Here is a 21,289-nt window from a genome sequence, read left to right on the forward strand (position 1 = left end):
GTGCCACGCCACTACTGGATTGACACAGCTAAAATTGTGGATTAGATGTGACAATTGAATGGGGCGCAAGTCTTTGCGCCCCTACAGTTTCTGGATGGAATGTAATTGATTAATTACATTAGGTGTGCCAAATCATTACTTTCCAAACTTTCCTGTTTCTCCCCTGTCGCGTGCAAAAAAAGTAAGCTCCTTAAGCCTAGAACTAAAGTTCTGGCTTAAAGCTAAAACCCGTTAAAACGGGTTCAAAGTTTTATCCAGTAAGCTCCATTCTTACTTGAGCTTAAAGATAAGAAATTTATTTCCTGGCGTCCAAGTTGACGAATTCCCCCACCCTATATTGCTTCTATTGCTGCTTCCAGTGCGATCGCGACATGAGTCCAATGGGTTCCCCCTTGACAAAATACGATATAAGGCTCTCGCAACGGTCCATCAGCAGAAAACTCCGAGGTACTCCCATCAATAAACGTTCCTCCCGCCATAACTAACTGACTCTCATATCCCGGCATTTGGGCAGGTACAGGATCGAGATAGGAACCAATGGGAGAATATTGCTGAATTGCCCGACAAAAGGCGATTAATTTCTCCGGTGAACCTAACTGAATTGCCTGAATAACATCTCGGCGAGATGCCATGGGTTGAGGATTGACGGGATAGCCTAACTGATCAAAGATATAAGCGGTTAAATGCGTTCCCTTGATTGCCTCTCCCACCATTTGCGAGGCGAGAAAAAGTCCTTGAAATAATAACCGATTCTGTTCAAATGTTGCCCCACCCGAACTACCAATTCCGGGGGCGGTTAATCGACAGGTTGCGGCTTCGACTAACTCGGCTTTTCCAGCGATATATCCCCCAGCAGTGACAATTGTGCCACCCGGATTTTTAATCAACGATCCCGCCACTAAATCCGCACCAACGGTTGGAGGTTCTTTGTCTTCAATAAACTCGCCGTAACAGTTATCGACAAAACAAATTGTATTCGGATTTTGCTGTTTAACGCATTGGACAATTTTTTCGATGTCTGTTATAGAAAGACTAGGACGCCAAGAATAACCACACGATCGCTGAATTAAGACGAGGCGCGTCCGTTGTCCAATTGCTGTTTTTAACGCCTGCCAATCAATGGTTCCATCAGCAGTTAATTCTAACTGACGATAATCAATGCCAAACTCCCGTAATGATCCTTGACCTTGACCTCGAACACCAATCACTTCTTCTAAGGTATCGTAAGGCGCACCCACCACAGATACCATCTCGTCACCAGGACGCAACACCCCAAACAAGCAACAGGCGATCGCATGAGTTCCAGAAACCAATTGAACTCGCACGGCTGCTGCTTCAGCACCCATGACTTCTGCAAATACTTGGTCTAAGGTTTGCCGACCTAAATCGTCATGACCATAACCACTCACTCCAGCAAAGTGATGCACCCCAACGCGATAATTACGAAAAGCCATCAGGACTTTTTTCAGATTTTGCTTGACGTTGATGTCAATCTCTTCAAAAATTGGGCGGAGTGCTTTAACAGCATCTTGAAGCTGTTCTGAACTGTTGATTACCATAGAATTGTTTTTTTTAGATCAAATCCATAAAATGCAACGTATTTTTGTCCAACTTGTTATCGTAACCAGTTTAGCCCTAAGCCTCCTCCTGACTAGCATCGCTCCCGCTGAAGCAATGACGGTTAATTTTACTTGGCAAGGCAATCAGGGGTATTCGGCAACAGGAACCTTCAATTATGATGAAAAAACGGCTCCTGCTATACTATCAGAAAAAGGAGTGGGTACAACTCAAGCCTTAGAAAGCTTGACCGTTTCTTTTGCTGAGCCATCGAATCACCCGATCAAAACATACAACACTATTAACGATGGTGTATCAACGGGCAAGTATTTTCAGTTTAACTTTAATACGATGACTCAAGACATTATCGGTTTAATTGATATTGGCGGTGAGTTACCCGGAGATATTTATCTAAAAGGAACAGTTGATAGTAACTTATCCCTAATTCAGGTTTCGGCTTCAGGAGTGGAGGAAATAGTCGATAGTAATTCAGGGACAATTATATGTCATGCTGAGCAGAACGCAGTGAAACGGAGTGACGCGAAGCATCTGTCCAGATTCTCGTATCTCGTTCCTCGCTATAGCTTCGCTTCACGCTTCGCTCAGAATGACATGATATCGCTCTTATGTCACTTTCGGAAGGACGAAGCCTGAAACCCTTACAGTCAGGGAGTTTGGCCACTTACTCCTATATCATGAGTTTCTATCAGTTTCTAAATGCCCAAATGCTTTGCAGCCATGGCTTTCAGCAATCAGATTTAACATTTCGTTTCCCAGAGTGACAATAAAGCGATAGAACGCACCTTAGTATTAGGTCAGCTTGCAATCCCAGGATGCAAGAGGGTGGTAGAGATACTGTAGGGTGGGCATTGCCCACCAGCCTTAAGTCGAATGGCACTGACTTTAGAGTTTGTAGTAAGCGCTTTAGCGCTTCTGGCACTAAAGTGCCTACTACGAACCCAGCTTAAGTCAGTGACATTCGCCTTAAGTCAGTGAGCAAGATGCTCACTGTAGCGAGCAAGATGCTCAATGTAGCGAGCAAGATGCTCAATGTAGCGAGCAAGATGCTCAATGTAGCGAGCAAGATGCTCAATGTAGCGAGCAAGATGCTCAATGTAGCGAGCAAGATGCTCAATGTAGCGAGCAAGATGCTCGCACTACAGCAAGGATTTCACCATTATTGACATTAAGGTTTAAATGCCGAACAGCTTATGACATAAGACAAATGGCGATCCCCACCATTAACTTTAATTTCTCCCACCTAATAGAACCAATTCTTCAATCGCATCTGCCTCAGTTGGTAAAGTGGCGGTGAGAACTTCACTACCCTCCGGAGTGACTAAAACATCATTCTCAATCCGAATCCCACGCACATCAGCAAACTCAGCCAAACGATTCCAATTAACCACATCTTGATACTTGGCGCGTCGTTCTGGATCATTTAAAATAGCTGGAACTTGATAGAATCCAGGTTCAATCGTCACTAGCATTCCAGGTTGTAATGGTCGATCCAATCGCAGAAATCCTAACCCAAAGCGATCGCTCCTGACTCGCCCCTCTGCATATCCCGCTAAATCTCCTAAATCTTCCATATCATGCACATCTAAGCCCAGCAAATGCCCAATGCCATGAGGAAAGAACAAAGCATGAGCATCTCGTTCGACTAAATCTGATACCTGTCCCCGCAGAATCCCCAAATCCACTAATCCTTGAGTCAGGGTGGCGGCGGCTAACAGATGAATATCGCGATATTCCACACCGGGATGAATTTTCTCAATACAAGCGTTATGGGCGGCTAAAACAGTCTCGTAAATATCGCGCTGCGTCGCAGAAAACCTTCCGGTTACAGGGAAGGTACGAGTCACATCAGCTGCCCATCCTCTCTCCGTTTCTGCCCCCACATCTGCCAACAGTAAATCTCCGGGTTGCAAGGGATGGTGATACTGTTCATTGTGCAACACTTCGCCGTGAACGGTGACAATACTGCCATAAGCACAACTCATGTTGTGGGCAAGAATCATCCCTTCCATCGCCCCCCGGATTGTGGCTTCGTAGAGGCATTCTGTTGCCACATCTCTACCCCCGATTGCCTGCATTCCCGCTTTATGGGCAGCTACTGTCACGGCGGCGGCTTTACGTAACTCGGATAATGCCTCAGCGTCGTGGCACAGTCGCAAGGATACAATCGCTTTAGCTAAGTCTCGGTCAATTCCTTCGGGGGCGTTAGCCCTGTTGACGCATCGATTTAACAGTTGTTCTTGCTGCTGATAAGTGGCGATATCTTGCACCGCCAACGTTGCAGCATCGGCTGTGCGTGAGGCTAATTCTGATAATGGAAACGCCGCATCAGCACCCATTTGTTGGGCAATCTCCTCTCGTTTAGGCATTTCCCCATGCCAAAGGGTACTGGCTGGCGAGGGTTCATCCAGAAACAGTTCCAACCTGCCATCGTTGAGATAAATGGCAGCACCCTCTAGGGGTAAACCTGCAAAGTAGAGAAAATGGCTACTGGCGCGAAATGGAAACGGATTTGCCGGAAAGTTACGTGGATAAGACTTGCCCGCCCAGAGAATGACAGGAAAATCAATAAGCTGGGCGAGACGAACTCGGCGATCGCGCAGGGTTGTGGCTAGGCTATCGTAGTTTTGCTGGCTCTCCATTAACAATTGTGTTAACCCATCACTGTATGATAACAAAACTGTTATATCTTAGACGTCCAACCTGTAACTTGGAGGTGAGAGCCTGCTACTTTTTTATCCTATGAGTCAAAACTGTTGGTGTATATAAGGAAAATTTGCATTTGAGATTATTCAGGATCATCATCAGCAGTGGTGTCTATCCCTTCCGCTTCATACCGTTTTTCTGCCTCCGTTTTTTCTTCATCGGCGTCTTGATCAGCATCTATGACTGAATCATTCTCAGTTGCCTGATTTTCATTTTGTGGCGTGGATTCACTGATGGGTTTTACCAGTCCGCAGGAGGTCATCGTTAAACTACCCATCATCAGCAGTAAGCTTAATGAAGCGAGAGACGTCCAAAGGGGTTTTCTCGTGTTTGGTTTTCCTGAAAACATGAGTCAGCCTTTATTTTTATTTATCCATTTAGTCTTAAGGGACGCCAAAAGGAATCAAAAAGTTTCGTAGATTTTTGGTGTTTTAAGCTAGTTATTTTTATTTTTAAATCGAAAAATAAATTTAAATCAAAGCATAATTAATTGAGTGAATTGAGCTCTGTTCAAGACTTACCTGCCAAATATTTACAGCAGATTTCAGGTCGATGAGGTACAGCCTCAAGCAAGATCCCCGACTTCTCCAAGAAGTCGGGGATCTGTCTGTGTACCTAACTTACTTGTAACCTCTTCGCTTTCGGAGGGGAGACTTTCGGAGGAGAGAATGGGAACCGGAACTATCCCTGACAGACTGGCTGATTTCAATCGATCACAATTGACCCTAACCTCGTGTCATTTTGATATGATCCATAATCTGTTGTTTTTTAGAATCGGAATTCATCGAAAAGCCTCGCTGAGGAATGGTGATCGAGCGCTTTATGTGTTCCATGATCCGCTGTTTCCGTTGGTCTGAGTTAGCCATGTTGAGTCCATTGAATGTTACTGTATATTAAGTTATTTTAATATATTAGTTAAGTAATGTGAACAGTTCCAAAAAATTAATGGACGATCGCTCCGATTGGATTTACAGTTACCCACCGCTAGAGACGGGGACGCTACTCAGACGCTACAAGCGGTTTTTTGCCGATATTGAGCTTACATCAGGGGAAACCATTGTCGCCCACTGTCCGAATACGGGTCCAATGACAGGGGTTTCCACCCCTGGAAGTTTAGTTCAGGTCTCTCGTAGTGATAACCCTAAGCGCAAATTAGCCTACACCTGGGAGATGATCCAAGTCAATGACACCCAACCAACTTGGGTGGGGATTAATACCGCCCTACCCAATCGGGTGATGAAGATCATCCTGGAACAAAGGCTGATTCCGGAATTAGCCAATCGCTACAGCCAAATTCGCCCCGAAGTGGTTTATGGTGAAAACCGGAAAAGTCGGGTTGATTTTGTGCTAACGGGGGAGAATGACGCGCCTTCTATTTATTTGGAAGTGAAAAATACGACTTGGGCGCAGGGAACCTTAGCCTTATTTCCCGACACCGTAACCACAAGGGGACAAAAGCACCTGCAAGAACTCCAGAAGTTATTACCCCAAGCCAAGGCGATCATGCTTTATTTTATCAATCGGGGGGACTGCGATCGCTTTAGTCCAGGTGATAGTACTGATCCTGTTTACGGAAAACTTTTGCGAGAAGCGGTTCTCCATGGGCTTGAGGTGTTACCCTGTCGTTTTGAGATTACTCCCCAAGGGATTCGTTATTTGGGATTAGCTGAATTTCTTGTTGATTAGGGATTAGAGAATTACCCGCCTACGATATGCAGCGATCCGCCCCTACAACCGCGATAATCCCGATCATCCCGATAAATTAGCGGTTAGCGATATTCATGGCTTTCTCGATTGCTGGATCGGTATACTGCTCTTATTTACCTGCCCTTTGTATTGTCTTGTAACCAAACCGATAATTCCTCTAAATCGTTAAAATCTAAAATAGCATCACCTAGATCTTCTAATTCTTCAACAGACAAGTTTTGAATCTGATTAATGATTGCGGGCGGAATTGACCCAAACTGACGCTCCAGTAAACGCAATGTCCATCGGATTCCTTCTTCTACTCGTCCTTCTACTCGTCCTTCTACTCGTCCTTCTACTCGTCCCTCTACTCGTCCCTCCTGCTTTGCCTTAACAATAAATCCCCGTTGATCTTCAAGGAATACCTCTCGCTTGCGTATTTTTTCTAATTCCTCTACACTTAAATTCGCTTGGTTAGCAATATTCATGGCTTTCTCGAGTTCGGGAACCTGTCTAAACGTGGGTGGAATGACTTCCAAGCTGGGAGCGTCTTTAATAAAGTAAATCCATTTATCGGTTAAATTGTCTAACTGCTCAAGCTTTTTATTGAATTTGGTTAATTCGACAAAAATTAGTTCGATTTCCGGATCGGTATAGTCAAATAATTCCTGTTTTTCCTTTAAGCCAAAACGAGTCAGGAACCGCTGAGTCTGGTCAAAGAGTTGGAAATCCGTTATCGTTAAGGCGATCGCGGGTTTAAGATGTGAGTATCCTTCTCCATATTTTAATTGATTAGCATAAGTTTTTGTCAGGTTATAAATGACCCGCTTTTCAAAGGATGCCACGTTAAGCACCTGCATTTCGATTAACACCGTTGAGCCATTATCCAGGACAGCTCTGACATCAAGATAACTATCTTTTAAATCGACAACATCTCCAGGATTGTACGGATCAATAATTTCTAAATCCTGAATTACTGGATTGGCATTATAGATTAAAGCGTTTAAAAAGCTAATCAAGATATCTTTGCTATCCTTCGCGCCAAAGATTTTCTTGAAGGCAAAATCTGTTTTTGGGCTAATAAATCTCATGATCATAATTTATCAATAATTTAAATATTAAAAGTATATTTTTTTTTAGCATAATTTGCTTTTTTTGAAGACGTAGCCGATTACGTTGCTGGAGCAGACGGTTTCAATTACACCGACAGGTATTCTCGAAACGAGTCTATATATTGATCATAGTTGAGACGAGCCTTCTCCCTAACGTTGACAGGGATATCGCTTGTGTTTCTCTAAAGATTTTTCCCATACCCCACACTCTACCTACCTTTGACGCGAGCTTGTCACCCCTTCAGCTTTAACGGTTTGGCAAAAGAACTTTTTCGTCCCCATTGGCTTCAACGGTAATGTGAGCTGATCACGCATGAGCCAAGACATCTGTAATAAATATGACTAAACTGAGAGTTAAAGAACCCATTGAGAGTTTTCGCACCATAGGGATCGGGAGGATCAACTTGAGCAAGCATTTAACACCATCTATAGCAGGTTTAACCCTATTCGCCTTTTTTGCCGTAACCGCACCGCTTCCGGGAATGGCGCAAGTCCCTACATTTTCGCCCCTTGCACCCACGACGGTTACGAATCCACCACCCGATTTACCCTATACCCTCGGATCAGGCGATCGCGTGGGCGTAACCATCTTTGATGTTCCCGAATACAGTGGAGAATACCAGGTTTTAGTAGATGGAACCCTTAATTTACCCGTTGCTGGCAGTATCCCTGTCGAAGGGTTAACCATTAATGCGGCTAGTGAACGGATTTCTCAGCGATACGCTCCCTATGTCAGACGCCCTTTAGTCACCTTAACCCTGATTGATCCTCGCCCCCTAAAAATCGCGGTCGCGGGAGAAGTCAATCGTCCGGGTTCCTACAGCGTAACTCTGAACGAAGGACAACAATTTCCCTCCGTGACTCAAGTGGTTCAGCTTGCTGGTGGAATTAGTCGCTCGGCTGATGTGCGAAACGTGCAAATCCGCCGCCGGATGAACTCAGCTACCCGACAAACCTATACAATTAATCTCTGGGAGTTATTGCAAAATAGCGATCTCGCTCAAGATGTGACCTTGAGAGATGGTGATGAAATCTTTATCCCCACCACCACCGGAATTGACCCCCTAGAAAGCCGTCAACTGGCAACCGCGAGTTTTTCGCCAGAGGCGGTTAAGCCAATTAAAGTTGCCGTAGTCGGGGAAGTGGTGCGTCCGGGTCCTTATACCGTTACCGCCGCCACATCGGGAGCGGCTACGGCTGACCAGGCTGGTGGCGGCGGTGGTAACAATACAGAACCGCCAACGGTAACTCAAGCGATTCAAGTAGCCGGAGGTATTACTCAATCTGCCGATATTCGTAATGTTGAAGTGCGACGCACCACCAGAGATGGCTCTGAGCAACTGATCGTTGTCAATCTCTGGGAACTCCTGCAAGAGGGTGATCTCTCTGAAGATGTGATTCTGCAACAGGGAGACACGATTAGAGTCCCGGAAGCCGAAACCCTGACCGCTTTAGAAGCGACAAAATTGGCATCAGCGAGCTTTTCGGCGGCGATTATCAATGTCAATGTGGTGGGAGAAGTTCAGAAACCCGGTACAGTTTCCGTCCCTGCTAACGCCCCCTTAAATCAAGCCCTGCTAGCATCTGGCGGATTTGATAACCGTCGTGCCCGCAAGAGTTCTGTAGAGTTGATTCGTCTGCAACCCAATGGTACGGTTAAAAAACGGGAAATCGAGGTGGATTTTACGGCTGATGTTAACGATGAAAGCAATCCGCCATTGCGCCCTAATGATGTGATTATCGTCAGACGTTCCGGTTTGACCCGCGTCACGGATACTTTGGGGACAATTGTCAGTCCTATTGGCAGCGTGTTCTCGGTGTTTAGATTTTTTGGATTTTAGAGTAGAGACGTGCCATGGCACGTCTCTACAGAAAATAGGGATATTGTTGCTTCTGTTACCGTTTTTGAGGAATTGGATTGTTGATGGCTGATTCCCTACTCCGATCAAATTTGTAAATTTCAGCGGTATTCGTGACGATTTTGAGCCAACCTAGTACACAATTAAACAAGGTAAAATGATTTTTTAACGAACGCGCTCAATCCACGCAGAAGGAGTAGGGGGAAGATGGAAATCGGTCAGATTCAGCCACCATTATCGCCTAATGGTAATGGAAAACACCCGCAGTATGCACCACCGATGGTCTACCGGACGCCACCTCCGGAACCCGAACCTGATGAATGGACATTGCGACAGTTAGTCAACGTGATTCGGCGTCGGGCGTTAGTGATTGCTGGAGTCGCGATCGCAGTGACATCGGGGATCAGTTTTTGGACGTTGAATCAGACACCGAAGTATGAGAGCAAGTTTCAACTGTTGGTCGAACCCGTCACCGAGGAAGGAGACTTAGACAAACTCACGGAAGCAGTGGGTGGCGGTGATGGACGGAATTCCACACTGGATTATGATACCCAGATTCAGGTGTTACGCAGTCCTCAGCTAATGGAGGCTATTGTCCAAGAGATCCACAAGCATTATCCTGAGGTCAGTTACGAGTCATTAATGAGTCAGCTAATTGTCAGCCGACTGGGGGACACCAAGATCCTGGAAGGGCGTTATCGGGATACTGAGCCGGAAAGAGTGCGGCGGGTTTTACACGAAGTCGCTCGAGGCTATCTACGTTACTCCTTACAAGAGCGACAACTGAACCTGAAACAGGGAATTCAGTTCGTTGATGATCAATTACCCGTGCTGCGCGATCGCGTGAATAAGCTGCAAGGACAATTGCAAGCCTTTCGCCAACAACATAACCTCCTCGACCCGGAAATCCAAGCCCAAGAGTTATCTCAACGGGTGAGTGCGATCGAACAGCAGCAGTTGCAAACTCAGGTTCAGTATCAAGAAACGCGATCGCTTTACAATACCCTCTTACAGCAGTTGGGATTATCACCCCAGCAAGCTGTTGCTACTGTAACCCTCAGTGAAGCCCCTCGCTACCAACAGTTACTTAACCAACTCGCGGAACTTGAATCCCAGATCGCCCTAGAATCGGCGCGGTTTACGCCACAAAGTCCCACGATGCAAGCCTTGCGCCAGAAACGGGATAATCTCTTACCCTTACTCAACCAAGAATCCCAAAACGTATTGGGCGCAAGCCTAACCGAGGCTGGGGTTTCCAGTGCTTCCCCCAATTCGATTCGCACAAACTTGACCCAGCAACTGGTGCAAGCGACTAATCAACTGCAAGTCTTGCAAGTCAAACAAAGTGCGATCGCGCGATCGGCTCAAATGCTCAACCTCCAGGTCAAACAAATTCCCGTCATCGCCCGCCGCTACACAGACTTACAGCGAGAACTCCAAGTCGCCACCGATAGTTTAAATCGCTTTCTGGCGGTGCGGGAAAATCTGGAAATTGAAGCCGCCCAGAAAGCCTTACCCTGGCAGATTATATTAAAGCCAGAAGTCCCCCAAGTCCCCGTGTGGCCCAATACCCAGCGCAATATCACATTAGGGGCGATCGCGGGATTATTGTTAGGTATGGGCGTGGCGTTGCTGATCGAACGTTTGGATAATGTCTTCCATTCTCCCGATGAACTCAAAGACTTAACCAAACTGCCTCTACTGGGCATTATTCCCTACCAAAAACAACTCAAACAACAGATGATGTCTACGGCAAACTTAACCCAGATGACATCATCATCCCCGTCCACTAACGGTCGAAAATCTCGCCATTCATCCCGAAGCTACAATGCGTCTCCCTTCTTAGAATCATTCCGTTCCCTCCAAACGAATATTCGGTTTCTGGGTAGCGATACACCCGTTCACTCCATTATTATTAGTTCCGCCACCCCCTCAGAAGGAAAATCGACGGTTTCCGTTCACCTCGCCCAAGCCGCCGCCGCCATGGGTCAACGAGTATTGCTGGTGGATGCGGACTTACGCCGCCCTCAGGTTCATCACTATTTGAACCTAGACAACCAGGTGGGCTTAAGTAACGTCATTGCTACTGGACTGACAGCAAAACAAGCAATCCAGCGCCTACCGATGTGGGATCGGTTGTATGTCCTCACCGCCGGTCAAGTCCCCCCTGATCCCAGTCGGCTGCTGTGTTCCAAGAAGATGCAACATTTGATGGAACAATTTCATGCGGTTTTTGACCTAGTGATTTACGATACACCACCTGTGTTAGGACTAGCAGATGGTCGTCTCTTGGCGGCTCACGCTGATGGTGTGATGATGGTGGTGGGCTTGGGTAAGAGCGATCGCTCGGCATTAATGCAAGCCCTAGATGGTATGAGAATTTCTAACGCTACCGTGTTAGGAGTGGTTGCCAACGGCGTTAAAGGGTATACTACCCGGTCTTACTATTACTATCACAATCACTATGGAACCGAATCCGATATTCTCAAAGCCAAACAGCTCTTGATGAAACGGATGGAGGAAAACATCCAGCCGGGTGACGAACAGAAGAATCACGAATAAAAAAGGTTTAAACTTTCACCTGTGTAGGGGCGGGTTTCACTACTATCATTTCTGTTGCACCTAGATGCGACTAAACCCGCCCCGATTAAATATTATTTTTGACCTAAATAGGGCTTGCTGAATTAATTGTGAAGCTATACTATACAAGGGTTTAAAGCCATTTTTCCACCCAACAAGTGCAAGGTTTTTACACTTTTGAGATCTTGCATCCTTGGCTTGTAAGCCTCCGCGATGGCAAAATTTCCCCCCAACAGGGGGTTGAAACTGTTCCCTGTTCCCTGTTCCCCAAACTTATTCAGCAGCCCCTAAATATTGTAATAAGACCGATACCATTGAACAAAACGTTCCACACCCACTTCAATCGGCGTATTCGGTTTAAATCCGACATCCTGCATTAAATCATCCACATCCGCATAAGTAATCGGCACATCTCCCGGTTGCATAGGTAGCATATTTTTCACCGCCGTTTTGCCCAAACACTGTTCTAGAGTTTCGATGAGTTGTAGCAGTTCAATCGGTTGATTATTGCCAATGTTGTAGAGTTTGTAAGGTGCAGAACTTCTCGAACCAGGTGAAGTATTTCCTGACGCTTTCGGCGGCGGAATCTTACCCATGACTCGCACCACCCCCTCGACAACATCATCAACGTAAGTAAAATCCCGTTGCATCCGACCATAATTAAACACATTAATCGGCTGTTCAGCCAGAATTGCTTTAGTAAATAAAAATAATGCCATATCGGGACGATACCACGACCCATAAACCGTAAAGAAGCGCAAGCCTGTTGTCGGGATGTTATACAGATGGCTATAAGCATGAGCCATTAACTCATTGGCTTTCTTGGTAGCCGCATATAGGCTAACGGGAGAATCGACATTATCCTGTACCGAAAACGGCACTTTCGTATTCGCGCCGTACACCGAACTGGAGGAAGCAAACACTAGATGCTTGATGTCAGAATGGCGACATCCTTCCAGGATATTGGTAAAACCCACCAAGTTACTATCCACATAGGCATAGGGATTTTTCAAGGAATAGCGAACCCCCGCCTGCGCCGCCAAATGAATGACAAACTCAAAGGATTCTTGGGCAAATAACTGGGCAATTCCCTCTCTATCGGCTAAGTCGAGTTTATAAAAGCGAAACCCAGGTTGGTTCTCCAGTTGCGCCAGTCGAGCCTGTTTGAGGGAGACATCATAGTACGCATTCAGGTTATCCAGTCCAATCACGGTATCACCCTGGGCAAGTAACCGTTGACTGAGGTGGTATCCGATAAAGCCGGCGGCGCCTGTAACTAAAACGTTGACCATATATCTGCTCCTCTCTAAACTCTTACCTTAAATTGACTTGCTCAGGATTAATGCTACACTGCTTTAATTTAACTGGAATATCTGATACTCTACTAATGCCCAGATGATAGAAATTGCATTGAACAGCAGATTGGCAATGAATGACACAGACTCAAGAGGTGATTGGACTGGTGATTTCCCATTGTATAGGTGGTTTTACACTCAAAACATGTTTATTTAAGTGGCATGTAACTGGAAATACCTTGGCTACCAGCCTATTACTATAACAAGATTGTCGAGAATGGAGGCTTTGTCGTCTTATTTTTTAGATTGTTTGGCTTCTGGTTTCTCTGAAAACTTGACGGGTAATCTTCAATCGCTACTATGCAAATCTCTTATCTGCAACAATGGCTCACGACACCCACTTATAAAATACACCGATCTCAGCTTAGATTTTGGTTCAGTTTGAGCCTAACGTTCTCTGTAATTTACAGCGTATTAGCCCTAGAGCTAGCGTTTCGCGGTAACTATCTGATTGATAGTGATGCTCGTCAGCATGTATTCTGGATGCAGCGGTTCTTAGATCCTGCCCTATTTCCTAATGATTTAATTACTGATTACCATCAATCGGTAGCACCTTCGGGATATGCCGCGCTTTACTGGTTAATCGCTCAGCTAGGCATCCCTCCACTGATTTTAAATAAATTGTTGCCTACTTTATTGGGTGTAATTACAACTAGCTATTGTTTTGCAACTTGCTTGCAGTTATTACCTGTACCAGCAGCAGGATTTATTGCCTCTTTAGTTCTCAATCAAACGCTTTGGATGCGGTATGATTTAGTCTCAGGTACACCCCGGGCGTTTATTTATCCACTATTTTTAGCGTTTTTGTACTATCTATTGCGGCGATCATTGCTGCCCTGTTTAATCGCGCTCGCGCTCCAAGGATTATTTTATCCCCAGTGTGTATTCATTTCATCAGGAATTTTAGTATTACAGCTATGGCGTTGGCACAAAGGACGACTTTGTTTGTCTGGGAATAAACAAGACTATTTATTTTGTGTAGCTGGACTAGGAACGGCGTTTCTGGTTATGCTGCCTTATGCGTTACAATCCTCGGAGTTTGGAGCCGTTATTACGGCTGCACAAGCAAAGATATCGCCAGAATTTTTACCGGGTGGACGAACTCCTTTTTTTCACGACAACTTTTTGGAGTTTTGGTTTTACGGGAAGCGAAGTAGTCTTGTACCCCGCCTGTCAAGGATAACTCCATTAATTTATACGGGTTTATTTTTACCGTTTCTCTTGTGGAAGTCATCCCAGTTTCCTTTGGCAAGACAGGTGACTCCTAAGGTGCAGGTTTTAATTCAAGGTATTATCGCTTCTTTGGGTATGTTTGTTATTGCCCATGTTCTCTTGTTCCAGCTACATCACCCCAGCCGCTATACGATGCACAGTTTACTGGTATTGCTGGCATTAGCGGCAGGAATCACATTGACGGTAAGCTTACAGGCTTTGTTTAATTGGGCAAAATGCTCGCCTAAATCTTACCCATGGAAAGGATATTTAGCGAGGGGTACTACAGTGTTTTTGGCAATTGTGCTGATTATTTATCCCGTTTTTACACCATTTCCCTATGCCAAGTATAAACAAGGTAAGGAACCGCTCCTCTATGAGTTTTTCAGCCAGCAACCCAAACATATTATGATTGCTTCTTTATCAGAAGAAGCCAATAATATACCAAGCTTTGCCCAACGCTCGGTTTTAACTAGCGAAATGTATACTATTCCTTATCATGTTGAATACTATAATCAAATTCGCCAAAGAACAATTGATTTAATCCGCGCTCAGTATAGTGCAGATTTAACCTTAGCACGAAACGTAATTGAAACCTATGGAGCAGATTTTTGGCTTCTGGATCGCACCGCCTTTACTCCAGAATATATTAGGGGAAGTAATTGGCTGATGCAGTTTTCGGAAGCCAGAGCAGTCGTGACTGAGCTTGAGCAGGGAATCATACCAGCGTTGTCTGGTATTATGGAGCAATGCTCAGTTTTGGAAACAGAATATTTGGTTGTTTTACCAACAGATTGTATACTTAAATTTGCTCAAAGAAAACGGAATTAATAATCTGAGTTCAAGAGATGAATTGCAATTAATTCAATTGACTGCTATACCGTGTATACCCGATGAAACAGTTAGTCAAATCCAGCCAAAACCAACAAAAGGTGCATTTACATTATCGTGATGCGTTCAAGCTTTGCATCATTGTCATTCTATTGCTCGGCGTATTATTTAGAGTCGTCAAGCTTGACCATAAGTTTTACTGGGAAGATGAGGTCAGAACGTCTTTAAGAATTTCAGGGTATACGGAAACGGAGATAATTGAGCAGGTTTATAATCAAAATATTCCTGTAAAACACCTAGACAAATACAAATTTCCTCATCCTGAAACCAGTTTAATGGATACCGTTCAAGCTCTCATGACTCATCCTGAACATTCACCTTTGTATTATCTCATGGCATACAATTGGATGAAGGTTTGGATGCAGTGGTTTGACAACCCAGTAACTGTTATTAGAAGTTTGTCAGTTTTAATAAGTTTTCTGGTTTTTCCGAGTATTTATTGGCTAGGTAGAGAATTGTTTAACTCACCATTTATTGCCGAAATTTCGGTCGCAATCGTTGCAATTTCACCGCTGCATATCGTGTATGCCCAAGAAGCCAGACAATATAGTTTATGGACAGTTGCGGTTCTTGTATCCAGTGCCACCTTACTCCAAGCACTCCGACTTAATACGACAAGAAATTGGGGAGTCTATGCCCTAAGCCTAATCATTGGTTTGTATTGTCACTTGTTATTTGGATTAGTCGTCTTAGCCCAGGGAGTTTATGTATTCATACTGCATCAGTGCCGCTTGCATAAAACAGTTATTCGTTATTGTCAAAGTCTTTTAATCGGACTAATTGCTTTTATTCCCTGGACTTGGGTGATATTTAATGCTTGGCTGAAATCCCAGAACAATCTGACACAATGGGGAGGCAAAACTTCTCTATCTCGTTTAACAAATCAATGGTTCCGAAATATCAACCGTGCATTTTTTGATGCTGACTTAGGCGCCGCTAATATGATAATTATTATTTTGGCAATTTATGCGCTGTACTTTCTCTGGCGTCATGCACCCAAAAAGGTTGGGTTGTTTATCGTTGCTATCGTAGGAATTTCAGCTTTAACGCTGATGATACCTGACTTGATATTCGGGAGTTCACTATCAACTCGACTACGGTACCTTATCCCTAGCTATTTAGGTATACAGATAGCGTTTGCCTACCTCTTTGGAACTCAGATGGCTACTGTTAGGACATGGAAACAACGATGGTGGAGAATTTGTGCGATCGCAATTATTTCGGGTGGCGTGATTGGTTGTATGGTTAGTTCTCCTAGAGCCGTAACTTGGAGTATGGATGATAATTCAGACTACTATGTTAAAATTGGACAAGTGATTAATCAAGCCCCACGTCCCCTGGTGATTAGTGATGCGTCCCCCATTCGGATTTTAACACTGAGCTATCGATTAGAGCCAAAAACGTGGCTGCAACCACTCACTACTTTGACAAGTGCAACGATTCCAGATAATGTTAATCATGTTTTCTTGTTTAAGTATACTAAACATGATACATCTCGGTCTTTAGTCGATTTTAATTCTACAAGTAAATTAGTTGTTCAAGGTCAAAGCCTATATTTATGGGAACAGCTTTCCTTGCCAAATTCAGCAAGATAAGTTATATGTTGTGAGTCTTTTTGTTGCCATAACCCTTTAAATCCCGAATATTTAATGAAAAAAATTATTTCTTTTGCGGTCAGTCTAATTATTTTAGGAATCCTTTATTGGAAAACGGACGTCTCTCAGCTTATGACTGTTCTACAAAACTGCGATTGGCTCTGGCTAACACTGAGTATGAGCCTAATCGCACCGATCACGATTCTGAATGCTTGGCGTTTGCAACAATTGATACCAATGCCCTATCAGATGAAGTTTGGGCAAGTTTATCAGTTAATTTTAATCGCCAACTCTTTAAATATGGTTTTACCCTCAAAAATGGGTGATGTTGCTAAAGCTTATTTTATCAAAGAACAAGGACATATAGATGGTTGTTTATCTCTCTGTTTAATCATTTTTGAAAAATTATGTGATATGTTGTCAGTATTAATATGCTGTGGATTTGGTCTATTTTTTTATGATACTAAAAGCCAGGTTTTAGAAGGAGTCTCTATCTTTATATTTTTGGCAATATTGGGGGGATTCGTTATCCTGTTTTCTGCTGAATTAATGCCCACAATTGATCGAACCTTAAAAATAAATTATCCGCGTCTACATCAAAAATCAAAAAATCTGATTAAATCTTGGCGAACTCTCAATCATTACATTTGGCACAATAAAATTATCTTTGGCAAAATTATACTAACATCCTTAATTATTTCATTTCTAAATTTTTTGCAAATTTGGTTGTTGATTATTGCCCTCAATGCTTGGACACCTTTTTTGATCAGCCTCGCACTCACTCCCCTTGCTATCTTAGCCGGATTACTGCCATTCACATTTGCGGGCATTGGAACTCGCGATGCCGCATTTATTATGCTTTATCAGCCATTTTTTAATACCCCGACAGGTGCAGCATTAGGTTTACTGTGTACATCACGCTACTTGTTACCTGCCATTATGGGGTTACCGTTCCTCGGACGTTCTTTATCATTTATTCAACAAAAACCCCATTATCAAAAAGAACTCTAATTTCTAGTTAACTTTTAAACTAAACACACTAATGGACAATTTGTTTATTTCCCACACTCCCAAAAAATCTCAGATTATTTTTTGGCTAGCTTTAAGCCTAACCTGGGCAGCGATTTACGGTATCTTAGGACTCCAGCAAGCGTTTGCGAGTGAGTATGTTGTCCAAGACGATGCCCGACATCATGTATTTTGGATGCGCCGATTTTTAGATCCAGAGTTACTCTCTAATGACCTAATTGCCGATTATTTTCAATCAATTGCACCTTGGGGCTATACTCTATTCTACAAGTTTTTTGCCACGATTGGTATTGATCCAATTTTATTAAGTAAAGTATTACCGATTATTTTGGGAATGATTTCCACTATCTACGGCTTTGGCATCTGTTTTCAACTTTTACCCGTTCCTCTAGCTGGATTTATCGGTACATTACTCCTCAATCAAAATCTTTGGTTTAAGGATGATTTATCATCGGGAACGCCAAGGGCTTTTTTATATCCAATTTTCTTAGCATTTCTGTATTATCTATTGAAGCGCTCTTTTATTCCTGCTTTAATTGTTTTAGCACTGCTCGGTGTATTTTATCCTCAGTATTTGCTCATTTGTATCGGGCTGCTCTTCCTACAACTCTGTTCCTGGGACAATGGACGACTACGTTTTTCGTCTCAGCGACAGGATTACCTATTCTACGGTGCTGGGATAGGATTGGCTTTATTGATGATTTTGCCTTATGTCTTGAACTCGTCTGAATTTGGTCCCGTGGTTACGGCGGCTGAAGCTAGAGCAATGCCAGAATTTTGGCCCGGTGGACGCACGAAGTTTTTCACGGATCATTTCTCAGATTATTGGTTCTGTGGTGGACGTACCGGGATGTTTCCCCGTGAGTGGTGTCAACTGGGTTTTCCACCGCCCCAAATTTTCCTGGGAGTGCTACTTCCCATTGTCTTGCAATTTCCGTCTCGGTTTCCGTTAGCGAAACAAGTCAGTCACAAAATCAAGCTTTTGGGTCAGCTTTTATTCGTGTCCTTTGGTTTCTTTTTTCTGGCTCACGCTTTGTTATTTAAGCTTTATCTTCCTAGTCGCTATACAGAACATGGATGGCGAATTGTCATGGCAATTGCTGCTGGAATTGCCTTAACGGTTGTACTCGATGGAATTTTTTCTACTAGACCTAAGCCTTCACCTTCACGCTCTCGCCCATGGCAGAAACAAGGAGTAGCAATAGGGTTTACTGTACTCATTAGCGCGTTTATTATACTCTATCCTACCCTAGAAGATGAATTTCCTGACGTCGCCTACAAAGTGGGTAAAGTTCCCAGACTCTATGATTTTTTTGCCCAACAACCGAAAGATAGTCTCATTGCTTCGGTTTCCGGAGAAACCAATTTTTTGCCCACTTTTTCCCAGCGTTCTGTTTTAGTTAGCAAGGAATATGCTATTCCGTTGTTAGTGGGTTATTATCAACAGATTCGCCAACGAGTGGTTGATTTGCTCATGGCTCAATATAGTACCGATGAGGCAGATGTACAGGCATTTATTCAAAAGTATGGTGTAGATTTTTGGTTACTTGACCGTTCCGCATTTACCCCCAATTATTTAGCCAGTAATAGCTGGCTGCAGCAGTATCAACCTGTTGCCACTGAAGCGTTGACAACTTTGCAGCAGGGGAAAATACCTGTTGTGGAAACCCTGATGGAACGCTGTACAGTTTTCCAAACCGAAGAAGTCGTTGTCTTAGAGGCAGAGTGTATTTTAGAAAAACGTCATGGTCGATAAAAAATCCTTTTCAACTGGACTGAGATATTTAATTGTGAGTTTGCTGATTATTGGTCTAGTTTTCCGATTTGCTCATCTCGATAAGAAAGTCTATTGGATTGATGAGGTTAATACGTCGATTCGCGTCTCTGCTTATACAAGTTCAGAAATCATGGAGCTTGTTCCCACGGGAGAGGTTATCGGTGTTAAGGATTTACAAGCCTTTCAACATCCTCATCCCCAACGAGATATAAGAGATACGATTCAAGCCTTGACAGGAAATGCTGAACATTCGCCCCTTTACTACCTAATGGCACGATTTTGGATGCAGTGGTTCGGTAGTTCGGTCATAGCCATGAGAAGTTTACCTGCAGTGATTAGTTTACTAACATTTCCTTGTCTCTATTGGCTTTGTCGGGAATTGTTTCCCTCTCCATGGGTAGGTGGAATAGCGATAGGATTAATGGCAATCTCTCCATTTCATCTGTTGTATGCTCAGGAAGCCCGTCAATACAGCCTATGGACGGTAACAATTTTGTTATCAAGTGCTGCCTTATTATGGGCAATGCGGAATGATCAGCCTCAAGTCAATGGCATTAACTTAAGGCTGATATATACTGTATACCCTAGTACAAATAAAGATTTATCGAAATCAAAAAAATCCAATTTAATACATACGATAAACCCTAAATACATCGGTGTTAAATGGGTAATTTATGCGGCAAGTATATCCCTGGGTTTATATTCACATTTGCTTTTTCTGTTTGTTATTTTATCTCATGGATTATATGTTTTAATCTGTCAAATTTTGCAAATTCAGGCAGGAAAATACCTAGAAGTTGAACGGGAGTTAGTTCCTGATATTTTTTTTTACAAACCCATAGGTAAACTGCTGATTTATAGTTGGGCAACATTGATTGGAATTGTTGGGTTTTTTCCCTGGATTTTAGTCCTATTTAACAAGTCAGCAGGCATGGCTGGCTGGTTAGTGAGAACCCTATCTATTACTGAAATTACTCAAAGATGGTTAATTAACTTAAGTTCTATCTTTTTTGACATTCAAGTGGGTTATGTTAGCCCGATATTTAGTATTGGTTCAGCGGAAAGTGGCATTTACCTGTCTGTTGACAATCCTTTTACTTATGTCATTTTCGCCATTGTTGTTATAGAGATTTATGCTGTCATTACGCTAGTCACGACTCAACCGCCCCAGACTTGGCTATTTATCCTAACCTTAATCGTTATTCCAGCCATGGCTCTAGTTCTACCCGATTTAATTTCTGGAGGACAGCGCTCGGTTACCGGTCGATATTTAATTCCCAGTTATTTAGGAATTCAAATCGCTGTAGCGTATTTACTCAGGATGAAACTATTTGATTTAAAGATTCAGTCCCGAAAATTATGGCAATTATTACTCATTGCTTTAATTTTGGGAGGCATTTTATCCTGTGGAGTTAGTTCTCAATCCGAAACTTGGTGGAATAAATACAGCAGCTATGATTATCCTCAGGTTGCTAAGGTGATCAACCAAGCACCGTCCCCACTGATCATTAGTGATCGGGAAAAAATTGGTCGCTTGATCTCGTTAAGCTATCTACTTGATGACAAGGTAAGCGTTATGGTCATAGAACCTTCTAGTCTTCCAAACATTCCTGCCGGGTTTCAACCTGTTTTTGTGTTTAAGCCGATGGAACAATGGTTCTCAGATATCAAAGTAAAACCAATGATGAACATTGAACTCACTCACCAAATTGGAGACCTTTGGCTAGTTCAACCAAGAATTCTTTAAATTTGATTTAATGACACTGTTGAACAGTATGAAGGTTCCTGTTGACCAAATACTCGATGTCATTTTTGTATTTTAATCGTTGTATAAAAGGTATCAATTAAGTTGTTTTTGTACTAGGCGACATGATAAGCTTGAGGCACTGAGCTGACTTTTTCTCGGGGGCTA

The 21,289-nt window shown here is 43.4% G+C and carries 14 protein-coding genes; 9 read left to right on the forward strand and 5 right to left on the reverse strand.

Annotated features, from left to right (window positions below):
* Nucleotides 1-332: 332 nt before the first annotated feature.
* Nucleotides 333-1,559, reverse strand: a complete 1,227-nt coding sequence (locus MC7420_RS12015) for a methionine gamma-lyase family protein (protein WP_006100500.1) — start codon at nucleotides 1,557-1,559, stop codon at nucleotides 333-335.
* 31 nt (nucleotides 1,560-1,590) lie between these two features.
* Here MC7420_RS12015 and MC7420_RS12020 point away from each other — a divergent pair, with 31 nt between their 5' ends.
* Entirely contained in the window at nucleotides 1,591-2,211 is a 621-nt protein-coding gene (locus MC7420_RS12020) for a hypothetical protein (protein WP_044206826.1), read from the forward strand.
* A 593-nt stretch (nucleotides 2,212-2,804) separates the two neighbouring features.
* Here the strand turns inward: MC7420_RS12020 and MC7420_RS12030 are convergent.
* Complete coding sequence (locus MC7420_RS12030) at nucleotides 2,805-4,217, reverse strand: aminopeptidase P family protein (RefSeq protein ID WP_006100650.1); 1,413 nt, start codon at nucleotides 4,215-4,217, stop codon at nucleotides 2,805-2,807.
* A 146-nt stretch (nucleotides 4,218-4,363) separates the two neighbouring features.
* Nucleotides 4,364-4,630: a hypothetical protein gene (locus MC7420_RS12035; RefSeq protein WP_044206692.1), complete on the reverse strand. Its 267-nt coding sequence runs from the start codon at nucleotides 4,628-4,630 to the stop codon at nucleotides 4,364-4,366.
* A gap of 596 nt (nucleotides 4,631-5,226) precedes the next feature.
* On the opposite strand from MC7420_RS12035, the gene sfsA reads away from it, so the two are divergent.
* Nucleotides 5,227-5,967 carry a DNA/RNA nuclease SfsA gene (sfsA, locus tag MC7420_RS12040; RefSeq protein WP_006100640.1) on the forward strand — a complete coding sequence of 247 codons (741 nt, stop codon included), beginning with the start codon at nucleotides 5,227-5,229 and terminating at the stop codon, nucleotides 5,965-5,967.
* Between the two features lie 134 nt (nucleotides 5,968-6,101).
* On the opposite strand, the gene MC7420_RS12045 is transcribed toward sfsA, so the two are convergent.
* Nucleotides 6,102-7,058: an Rpn family recombination-promoting nuclease/putative transposase gene (locus tag MC7420_RS12045; RefSeq protein ID WP_006100447.1), complete on the reverse strand. Its 957-nt coding sequence runs from the start codon at nucleotides 7,056-7,058 to the stop codon at nucleotides 6,102-6,104.
* A 359-nt stretch (nucleotides 7,059-7,417) separates the two neighbouring features.
* On the opposite strand from MC7420_RS12045, the gene MC7420_RS12050 reads away from it, so the two are divergent.
* Together MC7420_RS12050 and MC7420_RS12055 are read left to right on the forward strand one after the other, a co-directional pair.
* Nucleotides 7,418-8,920 (forward strand): polysaccharide biosynthesis/export family protein, encoded by a 1,503-nt coding sequence (locus MC7420_RS12050; RefSeq protein ID WP_083798992.1) that lies wholly within the window; start codon nucleotides 7,418-7,420, stop codon nucleotides 8,918-8,920.
* Nucleotides 8,921-9,145: 225 nt separating this feature from the next.
* Entirely contained in the window at nucleotides 9,146-11,500 is a 2,355-nt protein-coding gene (locus MC7420_RS12055) for a GumC family protein (RefSeq protein ID WP_006100672.1), read from the forward strand.
* Nucleotides 11,501-11,805: 305 nt separating this feature from the next.
* Here the strand turns inward: MC7420_RS12055 and MC7420_RS12060 are convergent, their stop codons facing one another.
* Nucleotides 11,806-12,810 (reverse strand): NAD-dependent epimerase, encoded by a 1,005-nt coding sequence (locus MC7420_RS12060; protein WP_006100519.1) that lies wholly within the window; start codon nucleotides 12,808-12,810, stop codon nucleotides 11,806-11,808.
* 363 nt (nucleotides 12,811-13,173) lie between these two features.
* Between MC7420_RS12060 and MC7420_RS12065 the strand changes: the two genes are divergently transcribed.
* The 5 genes from MC7420_RS12065 (at nucleotide 13,174) to MC7420_RS12085 (ending at nucleotide 21,124) form a co-directional block, all read left to right on the forward strand.
* Nucleotides 13,174-14,916: a hypothetical protein gene (locus tag MC7420_RS12065; RefSeq protein WP_006100571.1), complete on the forward strand. Its 1,743-nt coding sequence runs from the start codon at nucleotides 13,174-13,176 to the stop codon at nucleotides 14,914-14,916.
* A 62-nt stretch (nucleotides 14,917-14,978) separates the two neighbouring features.
* Nucleotides 14,979-16,571, forward strand: coding sequence for a glycosyltransferase family 39 protein (locus MC7420_RS12070; protein ID WP_006100648.1), 1,593 nt, complete (start codon nucleotides 14,979-14,981; stop codon nucleotides 16,569-16,571).
* Nucleotides 16,572-16,625: 54 nt separating this feature from the next.
* On the forward strand, nucleotides 16,626-17,582 hold the full coding sequence (locus MC7420_RS12075) for a lysylphosphatidylglycerol synthase transmembrane domain-containing protein (RefSeq protein ID WP_044206695.1): 957 nt from the start codon (nucleotides 16,626-16,628) through the stop codon (nucleotides 17,580-17,582).
* Nucleotides 17,583-17,613: 31 nt separating this feature from the next.
* Nucleotides 17,614-19,356, forward strand: a complete 1,743-nt coding sequence (locus MC7420_RS12080) for a hypothetical protein (RefSeq protein WP_006100596.1) — start codon at nucleotides 17,614-17,616, stop codon at nucleotides 19,354-19,356.
* Nucleotides 19,346-21,124, forward strand: coding sequence for a glycosyltransferase family 39 protein (locus tag MC7420_RS12085; protein ID WP_006100653.1), 1,779 nt, complete (start codon nucleotides 19,346-19,348; stop codon nucleotides 21,122-21,124). Before MC7420_RS12080 ends, MC7420_RS12085 begins: the two co-directional genes overlap by 11 nt.
* Nucleotides 21,125-21,289: the final 165 nt, after the last annotated feature.

This window comes from Coleofasciculus chthonoplastes PCC 7420 (genome assembly GCF_000155555.1).
Classification (GTDB): Bacteria; Cyanobacteriota; Cyanobacteriia; order Cyanobacteriales; family Coleofasciculaceae; genus Coleofasciculus; species Coleofasciculus chthonoplastes_A.